The 11829-nt window shown below is 36.1% G+C and carries 9 protein-coding genes; 4 read left to right on the forward strand and 5 right to left on the reverse strand.

Features of this window, described 5'->3' with window-relative positions:
- Window positions 1–34: 34 nt before the first annotated feature.
- The 4 genes from P0077_RS16275 to P0077_RS16290 all read left to right on the forward strand — a co-directional run bounded on the left by P0077_RS16275 (window position 35) and on the right by P0077_RS16290 (window position 5998).
- Window positions 35–2947 (forward strand): serine hydrolase domain-containing protein, encoded by a 2913-nt coding sequence (locus P0077_RS16275; protein WP_276166265.1) that lies wholly within the window; start codon window positions 35–37, stop codon window positions 2945–2947.
- Between the two features lie 143 nt (window positions 2948–3090).
- Window positions 3091–4236 carry an N-acetyl-alpha-D-glucosaminyl L-malate synthase BshA gene (bshA, locus tag P0077_RS16280; protein ID WP_276166266.1) on the forward strand — a complete coding sequence of 382 codons (1146 nt, stop codon included), beginning with the start codon at window positions 3091–3093 and terminating at the stop codon, window positions 4234–4236.
- Between the two features lie 8 nt (window positions 4237–4244).
- Window positions 4245–4700 (forward strand): hypothetical protein, encoded by a 456-nt coding sequence (locus tag P0077_RS16285; protein ID WP_276166267.1) that lies wholly within the window; start codon window positions 4245–4247, stop codon window positions 4698–4700.
- A 119-nt stretch (window positions 4701–4819) separates the two neighbouring features.
- The gene (locus P0077_RS16290; protein WP_276166268.1) at window positions 4820–5998 is read left to right on the forward strand and encodes an OmpA family protein; all 1179 of its coding nucleotides are present in this window, start codon (window positions 4820–4822) and stop codon (window positions 5996–5998) included.
- Between the two features lie 5 nt (window positions 5999–6003).
- Here P0077_RS16290 and P0077_RS16295 read toward each other — a convergent pair whose 3' ends face one another.
- The 5 genes from P0077_RS16295 to P0077_RS16315 form a co-directional block, all read right to left on the reverse strand.
- Window positions 6004–8055 carry an HAD family hydrolase gene (locus tag P0077_RS16295; RefSeq protein WP_276166269.1) on the reverse strand — a complete coding sequence of 684 codons (2052 nt, stop codon included), beginning with the start codon at window positions 8053–8055 and terminating at the stop codon, window positions 6004–6006.
- Between the two features lie 445 nt (window positions 8056–8500).
- On the reverse strand, window positions 8501–9157 hold the full coding sequence (locus tag P0077_RS16300) for an HAD family hydrolase (RefSeq protein WP_276166270.1): 657 nt from the start codon (window positions 9155–9157) through the stop codon (window positions 8501–8503).
- Window positions 9141–10109 (reverse strand): ATP-grasp domain-containing protein, encoded by a 969-nt coding sequence (locus P0077_RS16305; RefSeq protein WP_276166271.1) that lies wholly within the window; start codon window positions 10107–10109, stop codon window positions 9141–9143. The genes P0077_RS16300 and P0077_RS16305 overlap by 17 nt, the downstream gene beginning before the upstream one ends.
- Window positions 10106–11125, reverse strand: coding sequence for a glycosyltransferase (locus P0077_RS16310; protein WP_276166272.1), 1020 nt, complete (start codon window positions 11123–11125; stop codon window positions 10106–10108). Before P0077_RS16310 ends, P0077_RS16305 begins: the two co-directional genes overlap by 4 nt.
- The gene (locus P0077_RS16315; protein ID WP_276169217.1) at window positions 11116–11739 is read right to left on the reverse strand and encodes a sugar transferase; all 624 of its coding nucleotides are present in this window, start codon (window positions 11737–11739) and stop codon (window positions 11116–11118) included. The genes P0077_RS16310 and P0077_RS16315 overlap by 10 nt, the downstream gene beginning before the upstream one ends.
- Window positions 11740–11829: the final 90 nt, after the last annotated feature.

Consider the following 11829-nt stretch of genomic DNA (forward strand, 5'->3'; position numbering starts at 1 on the left):
TAGTTTTTAGTTATTGCCATAGATCAATCTAGTAATGCGGTTTTTTCCTGTTTTTTCCTTATTATTTTTCGCTTTTCTAACGGCCAGTGCCCAGCAACATCCTTTGGTAACAAAAGATAGTTTGGCACAAAGCAATTGGGTAGATGCACAATACAATAAAATGACCCTTGATGAAAAATTAGGGCAACTTTTTATGGTAATGGTGGCTTCGGATCAGTCTAAAGCAAGTACGGATAAAGTCCGGACATTAATTAAGGAGCAGCAAATAGGTGGAGTAATTTTTTCTACTGGAGGTCCGGTCCGTCAAGCAAAACTTGCCAACGAATATCAGTCGGCTTCAAAGATACCTTTACTGATCGGTATGGATGCAGAATGGGGTTTGGCCATGCGCTTGGATTCTACATATGCTTTTCCGTGGAATATGACCCTAGGAGCAATAACGGATAACACTATTGTACAAAAAGTAGGTGAGCGAATAGGTAAACACGCTAAGCGTTTGGGCGTACATATTAATTTTGCACCGGATGTAGATATCAATACTAATCCGCAAAACCCAATAATAGGAAACCGTTCTTTTGGTGAAGACCGTGAAAATGTAGCTGAAAAAGGTATCGCTTTTATGAAAGGAATGGAAAGTGCAGGTGTGCTTTCTAGCGGCAAGCATTTTCCAGGTCATGGGGATACGGCTACCGATTCCCACAAGGCCTTGCCAATTATCAATTTTACCAGAGAACGTTTAGATAGTTTAGAATTATATCCGTTTAGGAGATTAATAGATGAAGGGTTGAGCAGTGTTATGGTGGCTCACTTGGAAGTACCGGCACTTGAGCTGAAAAAAGAACTTCCATCGTCATTGTCCGAACAGATTATATCCGGGTTACTGAAGGAAGAAATGTGTTTTAAAGGGTTGGTGTTTACCGATGCCTTAAATATGAAAGGTGTTACCAATCATGGTAAAGATGGCGATGCAGAAGTTGCTGCATTTATGGCGGGTAATGATATTCTATTGATGCCAACGGAAGTAGAAAAGGCGAAAGAAAAACTTACCAAGGCCTATAATAAGGGCAAAATTTCCGAAGAGCGTTTGGCCGGTTCCGTCAAGAAGATTTTGATGGCAAAATATAAAGTGGGATTAAATAGGTACAAACCTGTGGAGGTAGAGAATCTATATGAGGACTTAAACTCACGAACGGACGACCTTATTTACGAAGAGGCTATTGAGAATGCATTGACGGTATTAAAAAACGATTTTTATTTGATGGGGATTAAGCGCCTGGAAAATAAGAAAATCGCATACGTTAAGTTTGGTGATTCGGATAGTGACCCGTTCATAGAGGAACTTAATAAGTATGCTTCTGTAACACAAGTTAACGCTAGTGATATTAGTACTTTAAAAAATAAATTAAAGAATTATAATTTGGTGATTATAGGTCATCATAAAAGCAATGAAAGCCCTTGGAAAGCCTATAAATTTTCTAAAAAAGAATTACAATGGCTTAAAGAAATTGCAGAAGAACGGACTTCTAATCTAATACTCTCTGTTTTTGCTAAGCCTTATGCACTCTTGGATATACCTTCGTTCAAAAGTATTGATGGGGTTTTGGTGGCATATCAAAATAGCGAACTGGCCCAGCGTAAGGCAGCTCAGTTGATATTTGGAGCTATTCCTGCGGAAGGAAAGTTACCGGTTACGGCAAATAAAGAGTTTCCTGTTAATACTCAAGTAAAGTTAAAATCGCTTTTAAGATTGGGATATAGTTTTCCTGAAAGAGTTGGGTTTGATGCCGCTAAATTAGCAAAGGTAGATACTATGGTCCAACATGGCATAGATTCCCTAATGTTTCCAGGTGCTCAGGTTCTAATTGCAAGAAAAGGAAAAGTGGTCTATAATAAGGGATTTGGGAAACCTACATATGATTCCGAGGATAGTATAACCACCAAAAGTATTTATGATTTAGCTTCTATTTCCAAAATATTGGGTACACTTCCCATGATAATGAAAATGGAAGAAGAGGGCAGTATTAAGCTCAACAATACTTTTCAAGAATTGATTCCTGCTTATGCCGATTCTGAACTTAAAAATGTTACCGTACTGAAAGCATTATCACATTATGGCAGGCTGCCAGCGTGGATTGCTTTTTATGTTGATACGTTGGATAAAAACAGAAAGCCATCAAAAGAATTTTATAGAACGGAACCCACCGATGGATTTTCATATAAAGTAACGGACAAGCTTTATTTAACCGATGCGTATAACGATTCCATTTATAACAGAATTGGACGTCAAGATTTAAAATCTAACCGCTATCGGTATAGTGATGTAGCTTACTATGTCATGAAAAATTTCGTAGAAAAAGTGGGTAAAGAAAGGTTGGATAAGCAAGTGGATGAGTTTTTGTACCAACCTATTGGTGCAATGAGTACAAGTTATAATCCACTTGAAAAATTCCCCAAAAATAGGATTGTGCCTACGGAAGAGGATAAATATTACCGCTACGATAGAGTTCAAGGATACGTTCATGATATGGGGGCTGCCATGCAAGGAGGAGTAGGTGGCCATGCCGGATTATTCAGTAATGCGGAAGATGTGGCGAAAATCATGCAGATGTACTTGCAAAACGGCATTTATGGAGGAACTCGATTTTTAGATGCACGAACAGTAAAGAAATTCAATACCTGCTACTTTTGTGATGAAAATGTAAGAAGAGGCGTTGGTTTTGATAAACCACAATTGAAAGATAGTGGCCCTACTTGTGGTTGTGTGTCCCGAAAAAGCTTTGGACATAGTGGTTTTACAGGCACCTATACATGGGCCGATCCAGAAGAAGAGATTGTTTATGTGTTTCTTTCCAATAGAACTTACCCATCCTCTTCAAATACACTTTTGATTAAATCAGGTTTGCGAACACGAATTCAGCAAGTCATCTACGATGCTATCTTAAATTAAATCGAACAAGTTTATTGTATTAGCTATTTGAAAACGAATCGCTTACGTGATTAATAGCAGACATATTGTATTATCTGTACCCTGTCTTGAAATTTAAAAGAAGTTATACCGACTTACTTTATAGATTTAGCTAAATTTGACTAATGAAAATAGCAATAGTTTGTTACCCCACCTTTGGGGGCAGCGGTGTAGTAGCCACAGAACTGGGTATAGCTTTGGCCAATAGAGGTCATGAAGTTCACTTTGTAACCTATAAGCAACCGGTTCGTTTGGGACTTTTGGGTAATAAAATTTACTTTCATGAAGTTCATGTACCGGAATATCCCTTGTTTAAATATCAGCCGTATGAACTGGCTTTATCCAGTAAGTTGGTCGATACCGTCAAACTACATAATATAGACTTACTTCATGTGCATTATGCCATTCCTCATGCTTACGCAGGATATATGGCGAAAAAAATGTTGGAGGAAGAAGGAATATTTGTGCCTATGATTACTACTCTGCACGGTACGGATATCACGTTGGTAGGAAAACACCCGTTCTATAAGCCTGCAGTTACATTTAGCATCAATCAATCTGATGTGGTTACTTCTGTATCGGAAAATTTGAAGCAACGTACAATGGAGTTTTTCGATATTAAAAAAGAAATTGAAGTAGTACCTAATTTTATAGATAAATCTAATTACAGCACCTCGTTTACGGACTGTCAGCGTTCTTTAATGGCCGAGGACCATGAAAAAATCGTTACCCATATAAGTAATTTTAGAAAAGTAAAACGTATTCCTGATGTAATTGAGATTTTCAATCGCATACAAAAAGAGATTCCGGCAAAATTGGTAATGGTAGGTGAAGGACCTGAAAAAGAAAATGCCGAGAGATTATGCGAAGAAAAAGGAATAGCTGACCGGGTCATATTTTTAGGGAATAGCAATGAAATAGATAGAATTCTCTGTTTTTCAGATTTGTTCTTGTTGCCTTCAGAGTCGGAAAGTTTTGGTTTGGCTGCTCTAGAAGCAATGATCAACAAAGTACCGGTGATATCAAGTAATGCCGGTGGTATACCAGAAGTTAACGAACATGGCATAACAGGTTTTTTAAGCGATGTTGGAGATGTTGAGGATATGGCCAAGAACGCCATTCGTATTTTAGGAAATGATGCTACTTTGGAAGAATTTAAGAAAAATGCAGTGGAGTCCGCTGGTCGTTTCGATATAATTAAAGTCCTTCCTCTGTATGAGTCGCTTTACGAAAAAGCGTATAAAGCCAGATTTGATAAATCTTATCTGTAGTTGTTTGTATGAAATATTTGTTCTTCAGCGTATTACTGGTTTTTTTATCCTGTAAAGGACAAGAGAAGAGTGCAGGAAATGGTGAAGAGTCAATGGATAATGACCGATTACAATTGGTTGAAAGTGATGATTATAGTGGTTCGGATACGGAGGAGTTTTTAGTTATATCGGATATAAAAACTTTACAAAAATTTTATTTAACGGTCAATAAAACTCGAAAACCCGGTCTTCCAATTCCAGAAATAGATTTCACTAAAGAATTACTTGTGGTTTACTGTGCTGGAAAACAACAAGATTCTTCTCGACCTAAAGTCTTTATTGAAAATGAAACATCTGAAAATCTAATTCTAGGTGTAGAAAAAAAAGAATCAGAGAAAATTAATACCGCTATCACTACTCCGTTTTCAGTTTATAAATTACCGCTTACCGGAAAAAAAATTATACTTCAGGAGCAAAGCGAGTAGCTGTTAATGAAAATATAAATTTTACGTACTACCGATTATTACTGCCATTCACAGCATTCTTTGGGCTTATTATTTTGATAGTCATTACTTTGTGGTGAGGACACCCAAATTTAGTTGCTATGAAAACTTACACCCATTATGTGGCGCTTTTGCTATGCGCTTCGTTCAATCTATTGCAGGCGCAGGAAGAGTTAAAACTTACCCAAAAGGACAGTATTGTAAAAAGCTCGTGGATGTTTGGGGTTGGTTATAATGTTGTTGATGATTCCGGAGACGTATTTGATGATTTATTTTCATATTCAGAACAATGGAACACACTTTCGTATCCTTCAAGACTAAGTATTGGTCGCTATTTTAAAAGTGGAATTGGAGTAGAGGCCATTGGTAGTTACAATAAGTATAGGGTAGGGAAATTAATTGATGGACGTATCAATCTTGAAGAATCACATTATTATAGTTTAGATGCCCGATTGAGCTATGACTTGAATAAACTAATAGGTGAAACCGGTTGGTTTGACCCCTATTTAGGTGTTGGAGCAGGTTATACTGAAGCGGATAATAAACCACGTACCACTTACAATGCGGTAGTAGGATTTAGAACGTGGTTCTCGGATAGGATAGGGCTGGACTTAAGTTCGTCCGGTAAATGGGCGGTCAATAATGATAAAGCAACCAATCATCTACAACACGCTATAGGGGTAGTTTACCAATTTGGTATTGAGAAAGGATTATCAAAGAAAGGCGAAGAAAAACTAGCTTTGTTAGAAGAACTAGCAGCGAAACGTCAAAAAGAACAAGATTCAATTGCTGCTGTTCAAAGAGAGAAAGAACAGGCTGCTATTGCAGCTCGTCTAGCAAAAGAAAAGGAACAAGCTCGTTTGGCCGCTGTCGAGAAAGCTAAATTAGATGCTAAAAAACAGCAGGAATTGAAAATAAAAACGGAAATAGATAATTTAGGATTTGCTTATTTTGATTTGAATTCATCTTATCTGAATGCGGAGTCGAAATCCGTGCTTGATGGTTTAGCGCAAATATTACGTAAATATCCTGACTTAGAACTTAAGATAAGTTCTCATACAGATTCACGAGGCGCTTCTACGTATAACGATTGGTTGTCCGAAAGGAGAGTTGTACGTACTAGGGATTATCTTATCAAAATAGGTATAGACATTAATAGGCTTCAAACTGAGGCTTACGGTGAATCACATCTGCTAAATGAATGTGATGACTCTACCTACTGTAAAGAGGAAAAACACCAAATAAATAGGCGTTCAGAATTTATAATCACCAAATTTTAGGATTACTATGAGATAAGGCCTTTTTTAAGCCATTTTCGTTTGGCCCAAAAATTAAGTTTAATGTAGTAATATGACAGGTTCACGGGCCACGATAGCCAATAGTATCCCCTGTAATATAAGAACGGCTTAACTTTAACTAAGTAACGGAAAACCTTTTCAGGTGATTTAATAAAGGTTTTTAACAGTCCAATTTTGGATATACTTATGTGATTAGGGTTGTACTCAAGTCCAACCTTATTCTCACCAACATTTTGGTAAAAGCCTTTTGTAATTTGTTGAATGAACTTAAGTTTCTTTCTGGTAGTAAATATTCCCGTTCTCATAGCCATATCGGTTAGATATTCCTGAGTAACGGTTTGGGAATAATCTATGGGACGTAGCTGGGCGAACAAGTTCTTAAATTCTGAAAACATGTATTCTTGGATAGAACCAATATATTCGTCATAAACCTTTTTTTCGCTAGGTTCATGGTACTCAACGGTAGGAGATTTTCCCTCCTCAGCAAATTGGTATGATAAGGTACTACCATGAGGCGCTGCTAGTAATTGTTCGTAAAGTTGCCCGTTGGCCATAAGAATATCATCCGAAAAATCATGATTCGGGTATATTGAAAAATTTAGACCATATCTCTTGGTATCTTGCTCAATAGTGTAGATTTCTTTTAGACCTAAATAATAACCTGTAACGGGAATCTCTCTTGAGAAAAATTTATAGATGCTTTCCTGCATAGTACCGCCCCAACCCACATCTACAAGCGCTAAACCATCTTCTCTATAGTTAGCTCCAAAAGATTCTAGATATTTTAAGAATGCAGTTTTCTGTAATATCCTGTTCTTTTCATAGGCTTCTTGAAAAATTATATTTTTTCTAAGGTGACCCATGGTATGCGAACTAAAAAAGTTGGCGGTAGTCTCATCTTTGTCAACAGGAATACCTTTTATAATACTGTTTTTTGTATCATCCGAAAAAGGAAACCAATCAAGAAAATGTTCTAAGGACATATCCCCGAACTTTTTCATCAATTTCTCAAAATCTTCTTCTGCTAATGGGCGTAAAGCAAGTTGAGTAGCGGATTGCCTAGAGGCTTTAAGATAATGCGTGTGTATCTTCTCTTCACTCTGAAAAAGATTCATCTCTTGGTAACTATCGAATAATTGTTTCAAAAAATGACCTTCTCTAGCAAGAAAGTAGAGGTCTTTAATGCCATTCTTTTTGGCATTGATATAAAGCCTTTCGGTAAAAAAATAAAAATGGATAATATACTCACTGAAGAGGTATTCACTTTGCAAGCACTTAGATTCAAGAGTATGGCAGACTTTTTTAAAATCTCCTTTGTCCGATCCAAAAAGGTTCTTTTTGTTTCGAAATTTATGAGAAAAATGTTTTAAGTGTAACGAATCAATATTGTGCTTGGCAGCATTGGAGACATCACTTTTTTTATTGTCACCAATCATAAGCACAGATTTGGCATCTGTATTGATTTTGTTTAAAACGTACGGGTATAAACCGCCTTTTTCTTTACTTTCTCCAACGGTAGCTGAAATAAAAACATCCTCAAAAAGATGGTCTATTTTATGAAATTCTAAAATTTTTGAAATTATTTTTTCAGAAAGATAAAAGTCAGATAGTAAGTAAATACGATATCCTTTTTGTTTAAAATAAGAGAGAATTTCAATCAGTTCCTCATTTTTAAATTGAACTGAGGTTTCCGCAATTAAATCGGCTTTTTCAAAAAGTGTTTTAAACCTACTAAAAGATGTGTTTTTCAGATGGTTTGTGTTCACCAGTCTCTGATAAACCTCCTTAACAACATCTTCGTACGTGGTTTCTAAGGTAGAACGACCTTGCTTCTTGGCAACGTATGATAAGGACTCGTTACGTATCGTAAAGAGAATCTCGGAGGAGAGGCTCATGCCAAGTTCTCTAACCATAAATTTGCCCCATAAGCGTAAGGCATAATTAGGGTGTACAGTACGGTGAACTAATGTATCAAAGAAGTCTGTAAAAATTACATCTTTATTAGAAAACCGCGTAATTCTACGCTTCAGGTCAACCAAGGGGAGTTTATTTAAAGTAAGTTAAATTCTAAATTGAAAGAATTTAACGGATAAACAACAGAAAAATTATAGGTGATCTATGATAGATTGAAAGAATAATATCTTCTTTTAATTCTGCGAACCATACTTTTAGGCTCGATTTTGGGGAACTGTTTTTTAACTTAGCCACGGTGCTGTCGTTTACGGGGTTTAACTGCGAATATATACGACGAAGTGTAGTGTATGGATGTTTTTTAAGAAAATATTAAGAAAAAAATCGATAAACAGTAGAACCATTTAGAAATGGTTGGTTTTTATATATGTTTATCTTAAAAAGATGGACTATATAGCAGTATAGGAAAGCATAGATTTACTCCTTTTTCCTATAACCAAGTAGGATTTTTAAGTAGTAAAAATAAATGAAAGGGTAATTTTTCACCCATTTTAGTCGATTTCCTAAAGGGAATTAGATAATTTTAATATTTTCAATACTTCTTACAAATCTTTTTGGAAGACAATTTTTAGTAAAGTAAAGATAGGAGTCGCTATGGATATTCAGTCCGTTGTCAATAAGTCCAATGGAGTCCCAACCTAGCTTATTAGGAGAGATAAAGTCCTTTCTAACATTATCGGCAATGTAACAGTAGCGATGATTTTTGAAAGTTTTCTCTATCGCCAAGTAGTTGTTCTCATCTGGTTTCTCAGACCCTATTTCTTCCGAAATAATTATTTTATCAAAATATTCCTCAATTCCCAAAGCCGCTAGTTTTGTTCTTTGGGTTTTGCTTCGTCCGTCAGTAATTAAAGCAAGTTTCCCACCTTGGTTCTTAATTGCATTAAACAAAGGAAAAACACCTTTAAACGGACTAATTGAAGGGATATGATTTCTATAGAGCTCAATTAATGTCTCTTTTTTAACATTAAAATGGGTTGTAAGATATTCAAAGACATTCTCCTTGTTACGGTACATGGAGAACATTTGAGAAAAAAGGATTTCCCCTTGCTCTGGGTCCAGTTTTTTGGCTATGGCAGTGTATGCAGACTTGAGATAGTCGATTTCATTATAGATAGTGTCATCTAAGTCGAAAACAATGACCGAATTTTCATCAACCTTTATATCCATGGACCAAGATTTCATCGTCATATCTAATCATTAGAAGATCACTCTCCCAACAATCAAATTTTTCATCAATTTGTTTGTCTTGTACATACTCTTCTAGAATCCATTTAGGAAAGTTCGCTCCGGACAAATAGGATAAGGGGTAACCTCCACCAAACCTGGGATTGATTTCTATGGCACGTACTTTATCTTCGGTATTGTGAACAAAGAACTGAGCAGTAAGACACCCCACAGCTCCATCTACTGTAGCTAGATTCTTTTTGATATAATCTACCAAAAGATTATTTACGGTCAAGGCTTTATACACTTCACCATCTCTTACTTCTATCCTTTTGCGGGGTACTACGCATTTTAATTTGTGGTCTTTACCATAATAGAGGTCGCATGTAAATTCGTCATAAATATCATGGTCTAGATACTCCAAGAACATAAGTTTATCATTTTTAAAATGATAATCCGTTAATTCATTTTGCTCTCTTATCAGATAAGTATCTACGCTCCTGCTGCCATCAATGGGTTTAATAAATAGGGGAAGCGTGTAGTTTTCTTTAGTAAACTCTTTGGCCACCTCTACATTGTGTGCTTCAAAAAATGTATGAATCTGCCTTTTATCCCTGCATTTACCAACAAAATCTGTTGAAGCAACAATGGGTTTGATGTCGTTTTTTTCTAAAAGCGATCTATTTTCCGCCAAGGGAAGTAGTTCTGTGTCAATGGTAGGGATGAGTAAACCTATGTCTCGACTTTTACATTCTTTTATTAAGACATCAAAATAATCTGGATGGGTAACAAAAGGAACTTTAAAAAATCCATCGGCTATTTGGCAAGCTCCTGAAAGTATAGGATTCGCATCTGATGCAAAGACTTTTGCATTAGGATATATTTTTTTAAGTTCTTTTTGAAATGCTCGGACGAGAGACACTCGTCTACCGGCAGAAGATATAAGAATATTCATTGAGTTAAAGAATAAAAAGATCGGAACATCTTTATGAATGGATTTATCAAAGGCTTTCTATTAAATACGAAAACCAAGCACGAATAGCCTATACCGTGATAATCTTCACCTAAGAATTTTTTTAGGGGATACGCATCTATTTTTTCAAAATCGGATAACATAGCAGGAATTTCTGATACCGAAATATCTGATTTCATTAGACGTACCATAAGGAAAAAAACAAACGATTGCTGTCTGGTTTTTAATCTTTTAATACATGCATGGGCATTTTCATGTTCTTTGGGAACAGTTGCAATTAGCTTGTCAAATACATGGGCTGCATTGGCATTGTCATAAATGACTTTATTGTAATGCTCCGGACTCTTATTGCGCATTGCCGACGTTGGCAAAATCCGGTATCTGTGTACGTCCAAGTTGGTATGCGCCATTCTTTTGGCCTGACAGAACAGCTCGGCAGTAAGTATAGCGTCTTCCATCCATTTGCCTTCAATAAAACGTATGCCCGTATTTTTTATAAACTCTCTTTTTATGAGGTACCACCAGATTTCGTTTTGGTGTTTTCTGTGCGCGAGATAGGAAATACCGTCCTCTATAATAAGAGTATTTAAGGTATCACCCAAATTATCCGAAACGGGATATCTCTTTTCTACAACAGATTTAGTCTTGAAAGTAAGAATATCTAGGTTGTTGTTATTTGCAATTTGCAGAAGGACGGGCAATGTACCCTCGGCAACATAATCATCAGGATCTAAAAAATAAATATATTCCCCTTGTGCTAAATCATAGCCCGAATTACGGGCCGCACCAACTCCGGCGTTTTTTTTGTCAATTATATGGATATTGGAATGCTTATTGGAATAGTCTTGAGCAATTTTTAGCGTAGCATCCTTAGATTCATCGTTTACGATAATTATCTCACATTCTGTTTCTGTCATTTGTTGATCTAAAAGACTGTCTACACATTCTTTTAAATAAAGTTCCATGTTGTAACATGGTATAATGATACTTAATCGCATAATTTGTTATTTCCCGTTCCTGTAAATAGTTCCATTGTAGCGCTTGTATCGGAGGAAATACCATCACTTTTAATAACTTTCAATACGGTCTTAACCAGTATTTTTAAATCCAGTATAAATGTCAAATGGTCTACATACGACACATCATATTCAAACTTTTTGTCCCAAGAAATAGCGTTTCTACCATTTACTTGTGCCCACCCTGTTATGCCGGGCTTAACTTCATGTCTTCGCTTTTGGAAATCACTGTAAAGGGGCAGGTAAGAAACCAATAAAGGACGAGGACCAATGAGGCTCATGTCTCCTTTTAAAACGTTTAACAATTGTGGCAATTCATCTAGTGATGTCTTTCTAACAAATTTACCTGCGGTGGTAAGCCTTACTTCATCGGGTAAAAGATTGCCTGAGGCATCTTTTTTATCGTTCATGGTTTTGAATTTCAGTATTTTGAAAACCTTACCGTTTTTTCCTGGACGGCTTTGAACAAAAAATATGTTGCCATGATTTGCAATTCCTAAAAAGATAATGACAAGCAGTATAATGGGAGAAGTCAATACTAAAATTGACAATGCCAGTATAAAATCAATTAGTCTCTTAAAAAAATGCCTGTAAATCATAAAACAATTCTAATTCCTATCGCAAAATAACTATAAAAATACCTACTAATTTTGGATATAGACCAAGTACTTGCTTTTTTGTTAAAA

It is taken from the genome of Zobellia alginiliquefaciens, assembly GCF_029323795.1.
Taxonomy (GTDB): domain Bacteria; phylum Bacteroidota; class Bacteroidia; order Flavobacteriales; family Flavobacteriaceae; genus Zobellia; species Zobellia alginiliquefaciens.

Excerpts from the sequence above, each read along its gene's own strand:
- P0077_RS16275 (WP_276166265.1), top strand. The coding sequence starts at position 35 with ATGCGGTTTTTTCCTGTTTTTTCCTTATTATTTTTCGCTTTTCTAACG.
- bshA (WP_276166266.1), top strand. The coding sequence starts at position 3,091 with ATGAAAATAGCAATAGTTTGTTACCCCACCTTTGGGGGCAGCGGTGTA.
- P0077_RS16285 (WP_276166267.1), top strand. The coding sequence starts at position 4,245 with ATGAAATATTTGTTCTTCAGCGTATTACTGGTTTTTTTATCCTGTAAA.
- P0077_RS16290 (WP_276166268.1), top strand. The coding sequence starts at position 4,820 with ATGAAAACTTACACCCATTATGTGGCGCTTTTGCTATGCGCTTCGTTC.
- P0077_RS16300 (WP_276166270.1), bottom strand. The coding sequence starts at position 9,157 with ATGGATATAAAGGTTGATGAAAATTCGGTCATTGTTTTCGACTTAGAT.
- P0077_RS16305 (WP_276166271.1), bottom strand. The coding sequence starts at position 10,109 with ATGAATATTCTTATATCTTCTGCCGGTAGACGAGTGTCTCTCGTCCGA.
- P0077_RS16310 (WP_276166272.1), bottom strand. The coding sequence starts at position 11,125 with ATGCGATTAAGTATCATTATACCATGTTACAACATGGAACTTTATTTA.